Consider the following 18,963-nt stretch of genomic DNA (forward strand, 5'->3'; position numbering starts at 1 on the left):
CCTCTCAGGCGTCCGGGGACCTGCGCAGGGACAGCCAGTAGAAGCCGTAGCCCGGCAGCGTGAGCAGGTAGGGCAGGTCGCCGACCGTCGGGAAGGAGACGCCGCCGCGGCACTCGATCGGGGTGACCCCGGCGAAGCGCCGCAGGTCGAGCTCGACCGGCTGGGCGAAGCGCGACAGGTTGTTGACGCACAGGACCACGTCGTCGCCCTCCTCCCGCAGGAAGGCCAGCACGCTCGGGTTCGGCGACCACAGCTCGGTGTAGCTGCCGGTGCCGAAGATCGGGTGCTCCCGCCTGATCTGCAGCATCCGCCGGGTGAAGTGGAGCAGCGACGACTCGCTCTTGGTCTGGGCCTCGACGTTGACCGCCTGGTAGCCGTACACCGGGTCCATGACCACCGGCAGGTACAGCCGGCCGGGGTCGGCGTCGGAGAATCCGGCGTTGCGGTCCGGGGTCCACTGCATCGGCGTGCGGACCGAGTCGCGGTCCTCCAGCCAGATGTTGTCGCCCATGCCGATCTCGTCGCCGTAGTACATGACCGGCGAGCCCGGCATGCTGAGCAGCAGCGCGGTGAACAGCTCGATCTGGTCCCTGTCGTTCTCCAGCAGGGGGGCCAGGCGCCGCCGGATGCCGAGGTAGGCGCGCATGCGCGGGTCCTTGGCGTACTCCGCGTGCATGTAGTCGCGCTCCTCCTCCGTCACCGTCTCGAGCGTCAGCTCGTCGTGGTTGCGGAGGAAGATGCCCCACTGGGCGCTCTCCGGCAGCTTGGGGGTGCGCGACATGATCTCGGAGATCGGCTCGCGGCTCTGCCGGCGCACGGCCATGAAGATGCGCGGCATCAGCGGGAAGTGGAAGGCCATGTGGCACTCGTCGCCGCCCACGGTGGGGTCGCCGAAGTACTCCACCACGTCCTCCGGCCAGCCGTTGGCCTCGGCGAGCAGCACCCGGTCGGGGTAGAGCCGGTCCACCTCGGCCCGGACCTTCTTGAGGTAGTCGTGCGTCTCGGGCAGGCCGGCGCAGGAGGTGCCCTCACGCTCGAACAGGTAGGGCACCGCGTCCAGCCGGAACCCGTCCACACCGAGGTCGAGCCAGAAGCGGATGACCTCCATCATCGCTTCCTGGACGGCCGGGTTGTCGTAGTTGAGGTCGGGCTGGTGGTGGAAGAACCGGTGCCAGTAGTACTGCTTGCGCACCGGGTCGTACGTCCAGTTCGACTCCTCGGTGCCCACGAAGACGATGGGGACGCCCGAGTACTTCTCGGGGTCGTCCGACCAGACGTAGAAGTCTCCGTACGGGCCGTCCGGGTCGGTGCGGGACGCCTGGAACCACGGGTGCTGGTCGCTGGTGTGGTTCATGACGAGGTCGGTGATGACCCGCAGACCGCGCTCGTGCGCCGCCTCGATCAGCTTCACGAAGTCGCCGAGGTCGCCGAACTCCGGAAGGATCTTGAGGTAGTCGGAGATGTCGTAGCCGCCGTCCTTGAGCGGGGACTCGTAGAGCGGCAGCAGCCAGAGGCAGTCGACCCCCAGCCAGCTCAGGTAGTCGAGCTTGTCGATCAGCCCGCGCAGGTCGCCGGTGCCGTCGCCGTTGGAGTCCTTGAACCCGCGGACCAGCACCTCGTAGAAGACCGCGCGCTTGTACCAGCGGGGGTCCTGCGAGGTGAAGTCGGTGATCTCCGGGAGATCGCCGGAGGACGCACCGTGTGACGCCGGAACCGGGTCAGGGCAGGGCGCAGCAGCGTTCATCTGGTTCTCGCATCTGAGGAAAGAAGGGGCGCGTGGTCAGGTCACACCCGAGCTTTGAAGCTCACGCCGTGATGTTTGGCTCTATTTGACCAAAACTACCACCAGAGGTGGCCTGACCGAAAAGGCTGACACCGGTCTGACATGCAGTTTTTACCTGTTTTCAAGTGATCACGTACGGCTACCGCACGGGCGCGCGGCCGGACTGTGCGGGCCACCCCCTCGGGAGGGCCCGCACAGGCGTGCGGCGTCACCGCGCGGGCTACCCGCCGGACGGCGCCGGCCAGGGCGGGGTGAGGTCGCCGAGCACGTCCTCGTAGTCGGCCAGCCACGCCCCGAACGCCACCAGGGCGCGCAGCCAGAACCGCGAGTTCCACGAGCCGAAGGCGGTCAGCGCGTCCGGCCCGCCGGCGATCGCCTCCGTCATCCGGGCCGACATCAGCCCGGGGATCTCCGCGGCCTTGACCAGCATCCGGTGGTTCCACTCGCGGGCGACCGGTCCGTTCGAGCGCAGCGGCACCCGGCGGTTCGGCAGCAGCGGAGTGTTGGTCGAGGGCAGTGCCGCCACCCGGGGGTTGGCCGCCCGCAGGACCTCCCGGTAGAACTTGCCGCCCTCCTTGCGGGCGACCGGCACCGACAGCGCCGCGTCGAAGAACTCCGGGTGCAGGAACGGGAAGACCGGGGTCGCCTCGGGGCCGACGAGGTTGACCGGGGACCGGGCGATGCCCCGCACGGTCCGGGTGTGGAGCACGCTCAACGGCAGCTCGGCCCGGTGCCCGTGCAGCATGGAGGTCGCCCGGGTGAACGCCGCACGGACCCGGTCGTCCATCCACGCGGCGGCGGCCTCGCCGAGCACGGGGATGTGGGCGTCGCCGGTCGCCAGCGCCTTCAGCAGCGCCTCGCGGCGGGACGCGCCGGTCCCCGCGCCGACGGCGTCCGCCGTGATCAGGAAGTTCTTCATCAGCGGGCCGCCCGCCAGGCCGTCCACCAGCGCCCGGCCGGCGCCGTGCACCTCTCGGGCGAAGGGGGAGTACCACGCGTGGTGGCTGGTGAGGAACTCCAGGCGCCGGGCCGCCCACAGCGCCTCCTGCGGGTAGGCGGCCGGGTCCTGCGGCATGATCCGGTGGGGGATGCCCAGCTCGCGGGTGATGTAGCGGGCGAAGTCGATGTCGTTGTCCAGGCCGTCGTCGGGGCTGGTGGTCCACGACTCGACGTCCATCTTCCTGGCCACCGCCACGCTGGCCAGCAGCCGCGAGTCGTACCCGCCGCTCACCGGCACCAGCACCCGCTCGTACGGCTTGAGCGCGTCGTGCAGCAGCGTGACCAGGTCGCCGCCCGTCACGCCCCGGTCCACCGGCTCCTCCCGCACCCAGCGCGGGGCCCGCCGGTCGGTCCTCAGCCTGCGCTCGCGCCGAGACCAGGTCAGCGCGGTCGCGCCGGGCAGGCGCCGGATCTGGCGGTAGGGCGTGTCCTCAAGCAGCGGGTAGGTCAGCGTGAGGATCGCCGCCCACGCCTCCCAGTTCACCTCGTAGGGCCGCCGGGCCAGCGCGAGGAGCGGCTCGATCAGCGAGGAGAAGTAGACGGCGTCGCCGTTCTGCAGGTAGTAGACGTCGACCAGGCCGAGACCGCCCGTGTGCAGGCTCACCGACTCCGGCCCGTCCACCAGACCCGGGGTCTCGTACGTCTCCGCGACCCGCAGCCACGCGTTCGCCCGGGGCTCGCCCCCGGTCTCCGGTGTCCGGCCGCCCCACGCGTACGCGGCCGTCCGCTCACCCGTGGCGTACGGCGCCAGGGGAGCCGACGCGAGCAGCGCGGCCTCCGGGGCGGTGTGCACGGCCTGGACGGCGGGCCCCGACCGCGCCAGCAGGTCGAGTGTGGCCTGCTCGAAGGGCCCGACGGCCCCGCAGACGTACGGCCTGGCCTGGAATCGCGGCCACTCACCCTTGCGCACGGTTTGCCCTCCCTTGAACCGCAGCCGAGTCTACGGACCTCCCAGCCGGCTCGGGGGCGACGCCTTACCGCTTGGGCTAACTCGCTTGGCGAAGAGGCTGGAACTGGACACTGAGCCGGACCTCCAGGGCTTCGGCGAGGCGTTCCAGCATGGGAAGGGTAGGCATGGTGCCGCCGGCTTCGAAGCGGGCGACCGCGGGTTGCTTGAGACCCGCGCGTTCGCCCAGCTCCGTCTGTGTCAGGCCGAGTTCCTCGCGACGTCGCCGCACCGCGTCGCCGAGTTCGAAGCGGAGGCGAGCGGCCTCGTAAGCGGCTCCGGCACCGGGCCGATTCATGATCTCGGCGCGTTTGTCCGACCATGCCTTGCGCTCGCCCATGTCGATCACTCCTCGTCCGCCGTGTGCGCCTCCGCGATACATCGCCGCATCGCCCGCACAGCTCGCTCGATCTCGGCCGTCTCCCGCATCCGCTGCTTGCGGAAGACCGTGAGCAGAATGATGCGTCTTCCTGGCGCGATCCAGTAGGTGATGCGGACCGCGTCTCGGGAGAGGTGGAATCGCAGTTCCCGAAGCTTGCCGCATAGCTGCCGGGTGTACGGCTCGTCGAGAAGCACGCCGCGCTCGGCCAGCAGATCGACATAGAAGACGGCAGTCTCCTGGTCGTCCTGGCTGAGCGAGTCGAACCACTCGTCGACCTCAGGTTCCAACTCCACCTTCCCCCAACTCATAACACGGACGTTATAGCCGAGGCAAGTGTCGTGTCTCCCGGATCGTGAATCGATTCCTGGGTGATCGGGACGACGACAACGGACATCGCGCTCACTGGGGCGTCGGGCGGTGCGGCGGATGAGGCGGACGAGGTCTCGGCTCTGCCTGAGAGCGATCAGGGCGTTCTGCGAATATTGTGACTCTGGTCCTGAAGGTCTACCGCGGAGTCACCCCCTATGAGCGAGGTAAGCGAGCCGGCAGCCGGACAGCCCGAGCGGAGCGACCCGGCGGCGCTGCGGCAGGCGCTGGCGGAGGCGGTGGAGCGGGCCTCCGGCGCGGCGGAGCTCGCCCGGCTGATCAGCGACTACCAGCGGCGGCTGGAGGAGGTGGCGCGCTCGGAGGCCGAGGCCCTGACCAGGATGCGTGAGGCCGAGGCGCGACTGAAGACGGTCGAGCGGCAGAACGCGCAGCTCGCCAAGCAACTCGCCGAGCAGAAGTACCAGACCGAGGTGGCCAACTGGAAGCTCGCCTCGCTCCAGGAGAGCCGGTGGAGCAAGCTCGGCGACGCGATCCACAGCAAGAATCCCGGCACGGTGGCCAGGACGCTCAAGGCGCCGGTCAAGAGGCGCCCCGCGCCCAAGCGCTCGGACTTCAAGCCCGAGATCCCCGCCGTCCCCGAGGTGAAGGCGGCCCCCGCCGCGCCCGAGCCCAAGGCCCCGCAGGTCTCCGCGCCGCTCGCCGAGTCGTTCGTGGTGCCCAAGGGCCCGACGGCCCGGCCGTACATGACGGTCGCCGCGATCGTGGACCGGCAGACCGAGGCGCTGCTGCGGTACGAGTGGCGGCTGGTGACCAACTTCGGCCCCGACAACTGGGAGGCCATGCTCGACCAGCAGCGGCCGCACGTGCTGTTCGTCGAGTCCGTTCGGCCCGGCCCCCGGCAGGGCAACGGCGGGCGGTGGCTGGAGGCGCTGGCCGGGGAGACGCGCGCGTTGCGCGACCTGGTCGCGGCCTGCCACAAGCGGGGGGTCAAGACGGTCTTCTGGCACTCCGGCGGCGCGGTGTCGCGGGCGGTGCCGGCGGCCGAGCACTTCGAGTACGTGCTGGCCACCACCGAGGCCCGGGCCCGCGAGTGGCGCGCGGCGCTGCGGCACGACCGGGTCGGCGTGCTCCCGCACGCGATCCAGCCCCGCGTGCACAACCCCATCCCCGCCGAGGGCGGCAGGACCGGGGAGATCGTCACCCTCGGCACGGTCACCCCTCCGGCCGGCGCTGAGGCCTGGCAGTCGCTGGCCGGGCAGGGCGACGACCCCACGGCGTACGACGACGTGCTGACGGCCTACCGGCAGCCGGCCCTGGTGATCGCGGGCGCCGACGCCGAGCCGAGGGTGATAGGGGAGGTCGCGGCCTGCGGCACCCCGGTGCTCCAGGTGCGGGCCGGGGCCAAGGGCGAGGAGATCCTCGCGGCGGCCGAGATCCTCATGGCCGACGCCGGACGGCTGGACAGGGAGGCCCACCTCGCCTGGCGGGCCCGCGCGAGCGTCACCCCGCTGCTCGACCCGATCCTCGACACCCTCGGCGTGCCGAGCGTGCGGGGCAGCGGTGTGATCACGGCGATCACCGCCGTCTCCGGCCCGGCGGAGCTCGACCGTCTGCTCGCCCAGGTCACCCGGCAGATCGAGCGGCCCGGCCAGATCGTGATCGTGGCGGACGGCCTGGACGCGGGAGTGGTGGACAAGACGGTCCGCCAGGCGTGCCCGGACCTCGACGTCGTGGTCCGCGCCACCGAGGAGCCGGTCACCCGGGGCGCGGCCCTCGACCGCGCGATCAGGCTCGCCGACGGCGACTACGTGGCCGTGCTCGACGCCAGGGACCTGTACGGCGAGCACTACCTGGCCGACCTCGTCCGGCACTTCGCCTCCACGGACGCGGAGGTGCTGGGAAAGGCGTCGTTCTACGCCCACCTGCCGGGGACCGGCGCGACGCTGCTGCGCCAGCCGGGGGCCGAGCACCGGTTCCTGCCCGAGGTGGCCGGCGGCACCGTCCTGGCCCGCCGCCAGACCCTCACCGCGCTCGGCTTCGCCGACGTCTCCGAGGAGTGGGGCGAGGTCCTGATGCGGCAGTGCCGTACGGACGGGGTGCGGGTCTACTCGGCCGACCGGTACTCCTACGTCTGCGTCCGCGACTCGGCGGAGGGCTCGCTGCTCGGCTCCGCCCGCATGGAGGGGTACGTCCCGGCCGAACCCCTCGCCCTGCTCTGATCCGTCCGCACGTCAGCCGAGGTCGAGCCCGGCCTCGCCGCGAAGGCGGCCCACTTCGGCATGCCACTCGGGGCATAGGCCCTCGAGAGGCATCGCCTGCCGGGCTAGACTCGCCGCGATGACCACGACAGCCGTACCGGTCGGACACGGACCTGGAGCTGCTCACCGAGTGGGGTTCGAGGCCGTGACCCTCAAGATGCTCGTGGGGGCCTGGCACGGCGCTCTGGAGTCCTGGACGTCGATGCCGGGCGAGCCCACGTCCGCGGATCCGGCCGCGTGCCTGCGTGAGGCGTTCGCCGCGATCCCCGGGTGTCTCACGCTGACCGCCGCGCCCAAGGACGGCCCGGCAGCGCCATGATCATGGAGGCGCTGCGCGACGTCCTCGGCGCGCCGCCCGTGCCGCAGGGGTCGTGGGAGCGGGAGGCGCGGTTCGTCTCCACCGCGGCGCTGCGGGGGACCGCGGAGACCGCGGCCGAGGCGGCCGAGCGGCTGGCCGTACGGCTGCGCGCGGTGCCCGGGGTGCGGCACGTCGACGTCCGGCCGAACGGTTTCCTCGTCATCGGCGTCGCCGCGCCGGGCGAGATCGTCCACGACATCCTGGCCGCCCCGCTCGCCGAGCCTCCGCCGGAAACGGGTGCTGTGGCGCCGTGGCCGGACTTTCCCCGCACATGGGACAACCCCGGTTTCGCCGTGCGGTACGCGTACGTGCGGGCGGGAGCCGTACGGCGCTGGGCGCGCGACCTCGGCGTGCCGGGCGGCGCGGCGGCGCGGCCCGAGCTCCTCGACGGCCCCCTCGACCGGGCCGTGCTGCGGGTCCTGGCCGAACTGCCGAGCAGGAGGGAGAGCCGCGATCCGGGATGGGCGGCGTACCTCGAACGGCTGGCCGAGGTCTACCACACGGCGGTGGAGCGCGCGTCCCCGATCCCCAGGGGCGACGAGGCGCCGTCGGACGTCCACGCCGCGCGGGTGCGGATGGGGGAGGCGGTGCGCCGGGTGCTCGGCGAGGGGATGGCGGAGCTCGGCGTCGCCCCACCCGGCAAAATCTGAACAAAACCAGCGGTTGGCTGAAAGTGCTGTCGCCGATGACCTGCGGATCTGAATATCTTCCGTTCGGGCCGTCTCGCAGGGTGAGCAGCGGGCGCGAGTGAATCGCAGGGTCGGCTAGCCTCGTTCGGGTGAGTCGATTCGCCCACCCCGCCGGCGACCTGCACGCCGCCTCAACGATCGTCGCCGTCACCGCCGGACACCCCGAGGAGCGTCCGCCGTACGTGCCCGCCGACCTCAACGCGCTCGAACCGGCCATCTGGCCGCGAACGTCGGGCCGGGCCGACGGTGCCGTCACGATCGGTGGGATCGACGTGCGCGACCTGGCGAAGGAGTTCGGCACACCTCTGTACGTCATCGACGAGGAGGACTTCCGCTCACGCTGCCGCGAGTACCGGTCCGCCTTCCACGACGGCGAGGTCCACTACGCCGCCAAGGCGTTCCTGTGCCGCGAGGTCGCCCGCTGGATCGACCAGGAGGGCCTCGGCCTCGACGTGTGCAGCGCCGGCGAGCTCGCCGTGGCGCTCAGCGTGGGCTTCCCGGCCGAGCGGATCACGATGCACGGCAACAACAAGTCGCTCGCCGAGCTGGAGAAGGCGGTCCAGGTCGGCGTGGGCCACATCGTGGTCGACTCGTTCGAGGAGATCGCTCGACTCGGCTTCCTGGCCGAGGAGCACGGCGTGCGGCCGAAGGTGATGATCCGGGTGACCGTGGGCGTCGAGGCGCACACCCACGAGTTCATCGCGACCGCCCACGACGACCAGAAGTTCGGCCTGTCGCTGAGCAGCGGCGCCGCCGCCGAGGCGGTGCGGCGCATCCTCGCGCTGCCGCAGCTCGAACTGGTCGGCCTGCACTCCCACATCGGGTCGCAGATCACCGACACCGGCGGTTTCGAGGTCGCGGCCCGCCGCCTGGCCCGGCTGCTGGTCGAGATCAAGGAGGAGCACGACGTGGTGCTCCCCGAGCTGGACCTCGGCGGCGGATACGGCATCCCGTACGTCGTGGGGGACGAGTCCCTGGACGTCAAGGTCATCGCGGACGGCCTGCGGGAGATCGTCACGAAGGTGTGCGAGTCGGCCGGACTGCCGGTGCCGCGCCTCACGGTCGAGCCGGGCCGTTCGATCGCCGGAGTGTCCGGCGTGACCCTGTACGAGGCCGGTACGGTCAAGGACGTGGAGGGCCTGCGCACCTACGTGAGCGTCGACGGCGGCATGAGCGACAACATCCGCACCGCCCTGTACGGCGCCGAGTACACGGCCGTGCTCGCCTCCCGCGTGAGCCAGGCGGCGCCGATGCTGTCGCGCCTGGTCGGCAAGCACTGCGAGAGCGGTGACATGGTCGTGCGCGACCTGTACCTGCCGGGCGACCTGGCCCCCGGCGACCTGATCGCCGTCGCCGGCACCGGCGCCTACTGCCGGTCGCTGGCCAACAACTACAACTATCTGCCCAAGCCCGCCGTCGTCGCGGTGTCCAACGGCCAGGCGCGGGTCATCATCCGCAGAGAGACCGAGGACGACCTGCTCAGGGGGCAGCTGTGAGCGGCCGTCCCGGACAGTCCGGCGGCGAAGCGAGGAGGGGTCGTGAGTAAAGCCAAACCGGCGCTCAGGGTCGCGCTGCTGGGCTGCGGCGTCGTCGGGTCGCAGGTCGTGCGTCTGCTCCGCGAACAGGCCGACGACCTGGCCGCCCGCGTCGGCGCGCCGCTCGAGCTGGCCGGCGTCGCCGTGCGCAGGCTGGGGCGCAAGCGGGACGCCGACGTGGATCCCGCCCTGCTCACGACCGACGCGGAGGCCCTGGTCACCCGCGACGACGTGGACATCGTCGTCGAGGTGATCGGCGGGATCGAGCCCGCCAGGTCGCTGATCCTCGCCGCCATGGCGCACGGCAAGTCCGTGGTGAGCGCCAACAAGGCGCTGCTGGCCGAGGACGGCGCGACGATCCACCGGGCCGCCCGCGAGAACGGCGCCGACCTGTACTTCGAGGCGAGCGTCGCCGGCGCGATCCCGCTGCTGCGCCCGTTGCGCGAGTCGCTGGCCGGCGACCGGGTGCGCCGCGTGCTGGGCATCGTCAACGGCACCACCAACTACATCCTCGACAAGATGGACTCCACCGGCGCCTCGTTCAACGACGCCCTGGAGGAGGCCCAGGCGCTCGGGTACGCCGAGGCCGACCCCACGGCCGACGTCGAGGGCTTCGACGCCGCCGCCAAGGCGGCGATCCTGGCCGGCATCGCCTTCCACAGCCGGGTGACGGCCGCCGACGTGCACCGCGAGGGCATCACCGAGATCACCGCGGCCGACGTGGCCTCGGCCAGGGGCATGGGGTACGTCATCAAGCTGCTGGCCATCTGCGCCCGCTCCGACGACGGCCGGTCGGTCGGCGTCCGAGTGCACCCCGCCATGATCCCGAGGTCGCACCCCCTGGCCGGCGTGCGCGAGGCGTACAACGCCGTCTTCGTGGAGGCCGAGTCGGCCGGGCGGCTGATGTTCTACGGCGCGGGCGCGGGCGGCGCGCCCACGGCCAGCGCGGTGCTGGGCGACATCGTCGCCGTGGCGCGCAACCGCCTCGCCGGCACCCGCGGGCCGGAGGAGTCGACGTACGCCGACCTCAAGGTCCACCCGATGGGCGACAGCGTCACCCGTTACCACGTGTCGCTGGACGTCGCGGACAAGCCCGGTGTGCTCGCCCGGGTGGCCGACATCTTCGCCAGGCACGACGTGTCGATCCAGACGGTGCGGCAGGAGGGACGCGGCGACGACGCCCAGCTCGTGCTGGTGACCCACCGGGCCAGCGACGCCGCCCTGTCGGGCACGATCAAGGACCTGCGCGACCTGAACATCGTCCGCGCGGTCGCGAGCGTCATGCGGGTCGAGGGCGACGACACTCCCTGACGCCCTTGGAGCCTCCCCGGCACTCCCTGACACCGCCCGGCACCCTGACACCCGCCTGAGGCCGCCGCCGGGAACGGCGGCGGCCCCGCGGAGGACCGGTTCAAGCGGTCAGAGCGTCACCATGTGGCCTTCCTCGTCGCCGTGCCGTCGTTTCGCCGCCGTGCGGCCGATCTCCCTCGTGAACGACGCACGGCAGGCTAGGGCACCGGGGCGGCCGCTTGCCGTCGCCACGCCGGGGCCAGCCGCAACCGTGGGCATCGGGCCGCGCGTCTCCGGCGGGCGTCATCTGATCACAAAAGGTCCCCAGACGCCGGCTCGAAGACCGCGACGTACGCCCGCGACCGGCCAGGATGTCACCGAGCGCGGCCCGGACGGGGCATCGCATCGACGGAGGAGATCGGCAGATGGGCAAGAGGGGTGCCGCCGCGCCGTCGGCCGGCGTCGGCTCGGGCGACAACTCCGCCACGTGGGATCCGACCATCGTGATCACCGTTCCCGCCCAGGCCGTGGCGGGCACCTACACCGGCACGGTGAACCACTCCGTTGCCTGACCGTTCGGCTCGGATCGTCGCCGCCGGCCTGCTCGCGATCGTGCTGCACGCGGCGGCCGTCGCGCCGGCGGCCGCCGGCGACGCGGACCGGCAACGCCCGGAGAGGTTCGGCATCCGGCTCCTGGAGATCCACGAGAACCGTCTGGACGACCCGCGCTCGCACGCCTTCATCGTCGACCACGTCAATCCCGGCACCACCTTCACCCGGCGTCTCGAGGTCTTCAGCACCTCGTCTCAGCGGCAGCGCGTGAGCCTGTATCCCGGCGCACCCGGCCCGGCGGGCAACATCGCGCTCGTCAACCGGGTGGGCGTCCGCACCTACCTTGACGTGGGCCCGGGCGGCGAACCGCCGACGAGCTTCCGGATCGGCGAGGTGACCGCCGGGCGGACCGACGCCGGGCAGCCGCGGCTGGTGGCCGAGGTCCGCAACACGGGGGAGCGCGCGGTCGACCTGGAGGGCGAGGTGCGGCTGTCGGAGGGGCCGAGCGAGCTGAGCGCCGGACCGTTCCGCGGCACCCGCGCCACCACCCTGCCTCCCGGCGGTCAGGGTCAGGTGACCGTGCTGCTGGGCCACGACCTGCCCGCGGGGCCCTGGAATTTCCGGCTCACCCTGCGCAGCGGCCGCGTCAGCCGTACGGCCACCGGGACGATCACCTTCCCCGAGGCCGGAGAGCGGGCGGCGGCGGACGACGACCCCTCCCCGCCGGTCCTCGCCGCCTGCGCCCTGGCGGCCGTCGCCGCCGCGGCCCTCCTGGTCGTGAACCTGCGCCGGTTCCGCCGCCGCCCCCTGGACGGCGAAGCCGCCTGACCGGCCCGGCCTCCCGGCGGCGCGGATGCCGTCGACACGGCGGGCGAGGTGCGGATCAGCGCTCGGCCAGCGCCCTGCGGACCGCGTCGAGGGCCTCCTCCTCGGAGGCCCCGAGGTGTCGCACGGCGCCGGCGAACTCCTCGGCGGCCTCGCGCAGGCGAAGGCGGCCGCCCTCGGCCGCGAGATCCGTGATCGTCGCCGTGCGGCCCCGGCGCAGCTCGACCAGGCCCTCGTCGCGCAGTTGCTGGTAGCCGCGCAGCACGGTGTGCAGGTTGATGCCGAGCGCGGCGGCGACGGCCCGGGCCGAGGGCAGCTTGTCGCCGGGGACCGCCGCGCCCCTGGCGACCGCCGCGCGCACCGAGGCCGCCACCTGGTCGGCCAGCGGCTGAGCCGAGGACGGATCGACGACGATCAGCACCCGGCGGCTCCCCTGGCCCGGGCGAGGGACGCGTTCACCAGCGCGGCGGCCGTCTCCGCGTCCCGGGTCGAGTAGAGGAACTCCCGGCCGTCGGTGAGCCGCAGCGCCAGCACAGGACCACGGCCGCTCACGTATCCCCACCCCTTACTGCCGCCGACCAGGCCGCCGGGACCGGTTCGGGACCCCCTCGGCCGCACCGAGGCGAACTGCACCGCATCGTACGGCAGGGCCCGCCGCAGGCCGCCGAGCCAGGGCAGGCTCACCTCGACGCCCCGGCCGTCGATGCGGAGCACGGTGCGGGCCTGGAGGACCAGGAAGACGCCCACCAGTCCGGCCATGGCGGTGCCCGGCCAGCTGCGGGAGAGGTTGAAGGCCGAGAACCAGGCGAGACCGAGGAAGGCCGCTCCCTGCAGCAACACGAGGCGCTGCCAGGTGGACGCGGTGTAGACGGCCCGCTGGCCGGGCGCGAGCGGCAGAACCGGGACACCCGGGGGTGGTGCACCGACCGCCGCGGGTGCGGGGGGCAGCGGACCGGCCAGCCGCCAGGCCCCGATCCCCGCGAGAAGGGCGATCGCGACCTCCGCCGGGCCGGCCCACGACGGCTGCGGCACCGGACCGTCGGAGTCGATCAGCGCCGCGACCGCGAACCCGCTCGTCGCCGCCATGGCGACGCTCATGCCGAAGGAGAACGCCGCGACCCACCGCTGCAACTCGGGCCAGCGCCGGTAGTGCATGAACATGGAGAAGTAGACCACCTCGAACAACCCCACGGGCCAGATGTGGGTGCTCAGCCACTGGCTCCAGCCGGATGCCTGATCCGGCGCCCAGTCAGGGACGTACGCCCGGTCGGGCAGCCGGTCCCGGAAGACGACGACGAGCAGCAGCGGGACGAGCGGGATCAGGAACGGGGGCGCCGCGGTCAGGATCAGCCGGCGGAGCCGGCCGGCGTCGTGCTGGGGCACGTCGTACACGAGCCACCTCCAAACTGTTTGCATGTCACTATAACAATCAAACAGTTCCGCGAGGAGTCCCCACTGAGATCTCGTACGGTGGAGCCCGGCATGTCCCGGACGGATGGCTTCACGAGGCCGGCGGCGCAACGACTCGATCGGATAACGGCCCGCCGATCCGCGCGTCCGTCCGTGTTCGATGTCCTTGGTTGGCCGAAATGATCAGTTCTGTAGGGGGAAGTGTGGTTACCGGCGAGGCGGTCCGGACGTCCGGCCAGAGGACGGGTGCGGGCGCGAGGGAATGGCCCCGCTGGACGCCGTTGCTCGCGGGCCTGCTGACCACCTGTGTCGCCGTCTCCGGCACCACGGCGTCGCTGTCGGCCGACGAGGTGGCGACCTACAGCGCCGCGGTGGCCCGGCCGCTGAGCGGGCTGTGGGGACTCGTCCAGCAGATCGACGGCCATTTCCTGCCCTACTACCTGCTCATCCATGTCTGGTCGTGGCTGGGGGAGGCCGAGTGGTGGCTGCGCCTGCCCTCGGCCCTCGCGGCCGGTGTGGCGGCGGGCTTCCTGGCCGACCTCGGCCGCCGGCTGGCCGGTCCCCGGGCGGGCGTGCTGGCCGCGGCGCTGTTCGCCGTATTGCCGTCGGTGTCCTACCACGGCGCGAACGCCCGGCCGTACGCGTTCGCGGCGGCGGCGGCCGTCGTCTCCGCCTGGGCGCTGCACCGGGTGGCCGAGGCGCCCACAGGCTCCAGAATCCGCTGGTACGCGGCGTCGGTGGCGCTGCTCGGCTGCACGCACCTGTTCTCGGTCCTGGTGCTCCCGGCCCAGTTCCTGGCCGCCCTGCTCGCCCTGCCCCGCCGTACGTTCCTGACCAGGATCGTCCCGGCGACGGCGGCGGGGTGCGTCCCTCTCGCGGTCCTCGCCCTGGTGGGCTGGGGCGAGCGCCACGCGATCAGCTGGATCCAGCCGCACGGGCCCGACGTGCTGCTGAAGTTCCCCAAGCACGCGGCGGGCTCCGACCTCGCCGGGCCGCCGCTGTTCGCCCTCGCCGTCGTGGGGGTGGTGATCCTGCTGCGCAGGTCGGTTCCCTGGGGGGTCCTCGCCGGCGGCTGGCTCGTCCTTCCGCCCGTGCTGCTGCTCGTGATCGACGCGTTGGTGACCCCGGCCTACGTGGACCGTTACGTGTTCGTCGCGGCGCCCGCCCTGGCCCTGGCGGGAGGCGTGGCCCTGGCCTCGGTCCGCCTGGCCCCCGTCCCCTTCGCGCTGGTCTGTACGCCCGTCGTCTTGGCCGTCGCGCTGCTGGGGTTGCCCGCGCAGGCCGACTATCGGCAGCGCAACGGCCACTACGACGACTTCCCCGGCGCGGTCGGCGTGATCCGGGCGGGGGAGCGCCCCGGCGACGCCATCGTGTACGGCCAGAGCCGGCTGCGCACCGGCTTCGTCTACTACGGCCGCGAGGGCCTCCCCGAGGACGTGCTCCTCAGGGGGCAGGGCCCGGCCTTCGAGTACGCGGAGCGTGACGACCTCGCCGAGGCCCTGGCCGGGCACCGCCGGGTCTGGGTGGTCTGGCGAGGGACGAAGCAAGCCGGGCTGACGGGCACGAAGATCCCCAAGGTGGCCGCCGTGCGCGCGGCCGGATACCGCCTCTCGACGGCCTGGCACTCCGCGGAGCTGCCGGGTCTGACCGTCGCACTGTTCGAACGAGGACGCGGCAAGGGCTGAAAGCGCCAGCTCTGGACCGTTTCATCACGGTTGGACATCACCCGGCAAAGAAATTGCCGATTGTGAGTAAAGTTTCTCTCCATGCGACTTACGGTGAAGAGACTCCTACCGGCCTGTCTCGTCGCCGCGGCGTCGATCGCGGGACTCCAGCACCCGGCCGGGGCGACGGCGGGCTCGGCCGTCCCCGCGCAGGCGGCCGTACCTGGTTCCGCACAGGCGGTCGTGAGCACTGCCGCGCGGGCGGCGGCCCCCGCGCACGTGGCCGAGCGCGGAGCGCGGGCGGCCCGGGTGCCGACCGTGGTACTCACCTTCGACGACGGCACGGCCGACCACCTCGCCGTCGCCGGGATGCTGAGCAGGCGCGGCCTGAAGGGCACCTTCTACGTCAGCAGCGCACGCCTCGGCAGACGCGGCTTCCTGAGCGTGGCCGGGCTGCGGGCCGTCGCGAAGGACGGCCATGAGATCGGCGGCCACACCCTTCACCATCCGCATCTGTCGGAGTTGTTCGACGCCGAGCAGCGGACGGAGATCTGCGACGACAGGCGGGCGCTGCTGAAGATGGGCTTCGCCGTGCGCTCGTTCGCCTATCCGTTCGGCGACTTCGACGAGACGAGCAAGCAGCTCGCGATGGGCTGCGGCTACACGACCGCGCGCGGCATCAACGGCCTGCACCGGCCCGACAGCTGCCGCTCCTGCCCGGTCACCGAGACGATTCCGCCCGCTGATCTCGCCGCCGTGCGCGCCACGAGCCAGACCGGCCTGCCGCGTACGGCCCGCACGCTGCGGGAGTTCGTCACCCGGGCCCAGCGGGAGGGCGGCCCCGGCCTGGTGATCTTCGTCTTCCACGAGATCAAGGACGACCCGCGGGACAGGTACGCGACCGCGCCCAAGGAGTTCGCCGCCTTCGTCGACTGGGTGGCCCGGCAGCGGAAGGCCAAGACGATCGACGTGAAGACGCTCGGCGACGTCGCCGGCGGGCGCGTGTGGCCCGTCCCCGACGACATGTGATTCCTGCCGTCCGCGCCCGGAGTCACAGCGAGTCGTCAGGTTGACCCCGGCGGTCACAGCAATTCACAAGGTTCGGCTGATAGAAGTTCACCATCCTGTAAGCGGACGCGCGGGAGGGACGCCGTGACGGTGACGACGGACACATGCTCGCCGTACGGCTTCACGCGCCGCCCCACCGAGGAGACCGCCACTGCGTCCTGGAGCGACGGCCGCTGGACGATCGGAGGCCGGCCGCTGGCCGTTCCCCCGCACGCCGCGGACGTCGCCCCCCTCAGGCCGCTGCGCGGGCTGCGACTGGAGTGGCCGGAGGAGCCCGCCGCCGAGGCGCTGGACCCGGTCGTCGGCCTGGCCGCCGCGGGGGTGCCGCTCGCCTGCGAAGACACGCCGCAGTGGGTGCGTGAGGCCGACCCCGTCCTCGCCGGCCTGGCCGCGGCCTGGACCCCAGAGGCCGACGACGGCACGCCCGAATCGGTCGCCGACCTGCGCAGGGAAGAGCACAGCGTGCGCCTGCGCAGGCACGCGCTGCGGGCCCTGGGCGTCGGCACCGGCCTCGCCCCGGTGACCGTCGTCATGGCCACGCGGCGGCCCCACTACGTCGGCGGCGCCCTGCGGCAGCTCGCCCGCCAGCGCGGCGTCGACTTCGAGGCGGTCGTCGCCCTGCACGGGTTCCCGGCCGCGCGGGTGCGCGAGGCGGTCGAGGAGTTTCCCCATCCGATAACCGTGATCGAGGCCGAGCCGGACGCGCCGCTCGGCACGGTGCTCAACACGGCGGCGGCACGGGCGTCCACCGGCATCGTCGCCAAATGGGACGACGACGACTGGTACGGCCCCGAGCACCTGGCCGACCTGCTGCTGGCCATGGCCTACTCCGGGGCGGAACTGGTCGGGACCGCGCCGGAGTTCTTCTACCTCCAGCCCCTCCACGCGACGATCCGCCGCGTCGACTACAGCAGCGAGGTGTGGGCCGACCACGTCGCGGGCGGCACCATCCTGCTCGGTCGCGAGCTCTTCGAGCAGGTCGGCGGCTTCGGGCCGCTGGACCGCGGGGAGGACGCGCACCTCCTGCGCGCGGTCGAGGCGGCGGGGGGCCGCGTCTACCGCACCCACGGCCTGGGCTACGTCCTGCGGCGATCCGTCGGCGCCGACCACACCTGGAACCTTCCTCTCGCCCACTTCCTGCGAGTAGCCGCGAACCAGTGGCGCGGCTTTCGCCCGAGTGTGATTTTGGAAGCACCATGACGCCACGCATCAGGGGAAACGACTACACCGTCCTCCGGCCGCCCGCCCTGGGGTCGTCGTGGACGCCCCGCCTGCGGGTCAGCGTGGTCATCCCCGCGTACGCCGACCAGGCCAAGCTCGACCTCACCCTCGCCGGGCTGGCCAGGCAGACGTACCCGGCCGACCTGCTCGAAGTGATCGTGGTCGACAACGGCAGCGAGCCGCCGCTGCGCCTCCCGGAGATCCGGCCCCGCGGCACGCGGCTGCTGGTCTGCGAGACGCCGGGCCGGGCCAGGGCGCGCAACACCGGGCTGGCCGCCGCGACGGGCGACGTCATCCACTGGATGGACTCCGACGTCGTCCCCGAGCCGGAGGAGGTGGAGGCGCACATGCGCTGGCACCACCTCGCGCCCTACCTGTCGGTCACCTCCTACCTGCGCTTCACCACCGTCCCGCTCCCCGGCCCCGCCGACGTGGCGGGCACCGACGACCTGGCGAAGCTCTTCGAGCCCGCGGAGCCGCACGCCTGGATCGAGAACCTGGTCGAGCGGTCGCAGGGGCTGACCCGCTCGCCGCGGCCGTTCAGCATCCACATCGGCGGCGCGTCGTCGGTCTCCGCCCGGCTGTTCGAGCGGGCCGGGCCGATGGACCCCGACATGATCCTCGGCCAGGACACCGAGATGGGCTACCGGCTCGCCCAGGCGGGGGCCGTCTTCATCCCCGACCCGCAGGCCAGGGCCTACCACCTCGGCCCGTCCATGCGCATGCGCGACAGCGCGCCGGTCAACCGGGTCAGCCACGCCCTGGTCACCGACCGTGTCCCCGGCTACCGCTGGCTGCGCACCCATCCCTCCCGGCAGTGGAAGGTCCCGCAGGTGGAGGTCCTCGTGGACGCCACCGCGGGATCGTACGACGACGTCAGGGCCACCGTGGACGGCGCGCTGGCCGGCACGGTGACCGACCTGGCCGTCGTGCTGACCGGCCCGTGGGACGAGCTCGCGCCCGAGCAGCGCGCGCCGCTCAAGGACCCGCGCCTCGATCTCGTGCTGCTGCGCGCCCACTACACCCACGAGGGCCGCGTGCGGCTCGCCACGGCGGCGTCCGACACCGACTCGCCGTACCGTCTGCGCATCCCGCCCGGCTGGGTGCCGGGGGAGGACAGCATCGGCGAGCTGGTCGCGATGGCGCGCGAGCGAGAGCTCGGGCTGGTGAGCGCGCTCCTCGCCGAGGACGCCGGAGGCGTCACCGCCGCCCGCCTGGAACGCACCGAGGCGTTCTCCCGCGCCGCCCTGGTCGCGGAGGAGGGCGAGGACCTCGACGACGCCGTGGACGAGATGTTCGGCACGTACTGGGTCGACGGCGAGACCTACGGCTTCCAGCCCGGCGCGCAGGCCCCGGCGTACATGAACCCCCGCACCGCCTACCGCCAGCGGGTGCAGGCGCAGGCCGAGGTCGAGCGGCTGACCAAGGAGGTGGAGCGGCTGCGCGGACAGGTGACCAGGTGGCGCGACGAGGCGGCGCGGTGGCGCAAGTCCGCCGTCGAGTTCCGCCGGGAGATCGGCACCCTGCGGCGACAGGTCTCGGGGCTGCGCGGGCAGGTCTCGGCGCTGCGCCGCGACCGGGGCCTGCGTGGCATCGCCCGGGGCCTCACCCGGCCCTTCACGTTCAAGAAGACCTGACCGCCCCGGCCCCGAGCCT

The 18,963-nt window shown here is 72.6% G+C and carries 17 protein-coding genes; 11 read left to right on the forward strand and 6 right to left on the reverse strand.

Annotated features, from left to right (window positions below):
• Positions 1 to 4: 4 nt before the first annotated feature.
• From treS to ABZ857_RS18120, 4 genes are all read right to left on the reverse strand, one after another.
• Positions 5 to 1,744, reverse strand: coding sequence for a maltose alpha-D-glucosyltransferase (gene treS, locus ABZ857_RS18105; RefSeq protein WP_357044252.1), 1,740 nt, complete (start codon positions 1,742 to 1,744; stop codon positions 5 to 7).
• A 259-nt stretch (positions 1,745 to 2,003) separates the two neighbouring features.
• A complete protein-coding gene (locus ABZ857_RS18110; RefSeq protein ID WP_357044254.1) occupies positions 2,004 to 3,692 on the reverse strand; it encodes an asparagine synthetase B family protein in 1,689 nt (562 codons plus the stop codon).
• Between the two features lie 76 nt (positions 3,693 to 3,768).
• Positions 3,769 to 4,068 carry a helix-turn-helix transcriptional regulator gene (locus tag ABZ857_RS18115; protein ID WP_357044256.1) on the reverse strand — a complete coding sequence of 100 codons (300 nt, stop codon included), beginning with the start codon at positions 4,066 to 4,068 and terminating at the stop codon, positions 3,769 to 3,771.
• A gap of 5 nt (positions 4,069 to 4,073) precedes the next feature.
• A complete protein-coding gene (locus ABZ857_RS18120) occupies positions 4,074 to 4,418 on the reverse strand; it encodes a type II toxin-antitoxin system RelE/ParE family toxin (RefSeq protein ID WP_357044258.1) in 345 nt (114 codons plus the stop codon).
• 216 nt (positions 4,419 to 4,634) lie between these two features.
• On the opposite strand from ABZ857_RS18120, the gene ABZ857_RS18125 reads away from it, so the two are divergent.
• From ABZ857_RS18125 to ABZ857_RS18155, 7 genes are all read left to right on the forward strand, one after another.
• Positions 4,635 to 6,656, forward strand: a complete 2,022-nt coding sequence (locus ABZ857_RS18125; protein ID WP_357044260.1) for a glycosyltransferase — start codon at positions 4,635 to 4,637, stop codon at positions 6,654 to 6,656.
• 169 nt (positions 6,657 to 6,825) lie between these two features.
• A complete protein-coding gene (locus tag ABZ857_RS18130; protein ID WP_357044262.1) occupies positions 6,826 to 7,014 on the forward strand; it encodes a hypothetical protein in 189 nt (62 codons plus the stop codon).
• Positions 7,011 to 7,703, forward strand: a complete 693-nt coding sequence (locus ABZ857_RS18135) for an anticodon-binding protein (RefSeq protein ID WP_357044264.1) — start codon at positions 7,011 to 7,013, stop codon at positions 7,701 to 7,703. Before ABZ857_RS18130 ends, ABZ857_RS18135 begins: the two co-directional genes overlap by 4 nt.
• A gap of 176 nt (positions 7,704 to 7,879) precedes the next feature.
• Positions 7,880 to 9,238, forward strand: a complete 1,359-nt coding sequence (gene lysA / locus ABZ857_RS18140; protein ID WP_357044483.1) for a diaminopimelate decarboxylase — start codon at positions 7,880 to 7,882, stop codon at positions 9,236 to 9,238.
• Positions 9,239 to 9,280: 42 nt separating this feature from the next.
• Positions 9,281 to 10,588, forward strand: a complete 1,308-nt coding sequence (locus ABZ857_RS18145; RefSeq protein ID WP_357044266.1) for a homoserine dehydrogenase — start codon at positions 9,281 to 9,283, stop codon at positions 10,586 to 10,588.
• A gap of 404 nt (positions 10,589 to 10,992) precedes the next feature.
• Entirely contained in the window at positions 10,993 to 11,139 is a 147-nt protein-coding gene (locus ABZ857_RS18150; protein WP_357044268.1) for a hypothetical protein, read from the forward strand.
• Positions 11,132 to 11,947 (forward strand): hypothetical protein, encoded by an 816-nt coding sequence (locus ABZ857_RS18155; RefSeq protein WP_357044270.1) that lies wholly within the window; start codon positions 11,132 to 11,134, stop codon positions 11,945 to 11,947. The genes ABZ857_RS18150 and ABZ857_RS18155 overlap by 8 nt, the downstream gene beginning before the upstream one ends.
• A gap of 55 nt (positions 11,948 to 12,002) precedes the next feature.
• On the opposite strand, the gene ABZ857_RS18160 is transcribed toward ABZ857_RS18155, so the two are convergent.
• Both ABZ857_RS18160 and ABZ857_RS18165 read right to left on the reverse strand, forming a co-directional pair.
• Positions 12,003 to 12,365 carry a GntR family transcriptional regulator gene (locus ABZ857_RS18160; RefSeq protein ID WP_357044272.1) on the reverse strand — a complete coding sequence of 121 codons (363 nt, stop codon included), beginning with the start codon at positions 12,363 to 12,365 and terminating at the stop codon, positions 12,003 to 12,005.
• Positions 12,359 to 13,336 carry a hypothetical protein gene (locus ABZ857_RS18165; protein WP_357044274.1) on the reverse strand — a complete coding sequence of 326 codons (978 nt, stop codon included), beginning with the start codon at positions 13,334 to 13,336 and terminating at the stop codon, positions 12,359 to 12,361. Before ABZ857_RS18165 ends, ABZ857_RS18160 begins: the two co-directional genes overlap by 7 nt.
• Before the next feature lie 221 nt (positions 13,337 to 13,557).
• On the opposite strand from ABZ857_RS18165, the gene ABZ857_RS18170 reads away from it, so the two are divergent.
• The 4 genes from ABZ857_RS18170 to ABZ857_RS18185 all read left to right on the forward strand — a co-directional run bounded on the left by ABZ857_RS18170 (position 13,558) and on the right by ABZ857_RS18185 (position 18,944).
• Positions 13,558 to 15,039, forward strand: a complete 1,482-nt coding sequence (locus tag ABZ857_RS18170; RefSeq protein WP_357044276.1) for a glycosyltransferase family 39 protein — start codon at positions 13,558 to 13,560, stop codon at positions 15,037 to 15,039.
• A gap of 81 nt (positions 15,040 to 15,120) precedes the next feature.
• A complete protein-coding gene (locus ABZ857_RS18175; protein ID WP_357044278.1) occupies positions 15,121 to 16,047 on the forward strand; it encodes a polysaccharide deacetylase family protein in 927 nt (308 codons plus the stop codon).
• 123 nt (positions 16,048 to 16,170) lie between these two features.
• Positions 16,171 to 17,286 carry a glycosyltransferase gene (locus ABZ857_RS18180; protein ID WP_357044280.1) on the forward strand — a complete coding sequence of 372 codons (1,116 nt, stop codon included), beginning with the start codon at positions 16,171 to 16,173 and terminating at the stop codon, positions 17,284 to 17,286.
• Positions 17,283 to 18,944, forward strand: coding sequence for a glycosyltransferase (locus tag ABZ857_RS18185; protein ID WP_357044282.1), 1,662 nt, complete (start codon positions 17,283 to 17,285; stop codon positions 18,942 to 18,944). Before ABZ857_RS18180 ends, ABZ857_RS18185 begins: the two co-directional genes overlap by 4 nt.
• Positions 18,945 to 18,963: the final 19 nt, after the last annotated feature.

It is taken from the genome of Microbispora sp. NPDC046933, from assembly GCF_040644635.1.
Lineage (GTDB): Bacteria > Actinomycetota > Actinomycetes > Streptosporangiales > Streptosporangiaceae > Microbispora.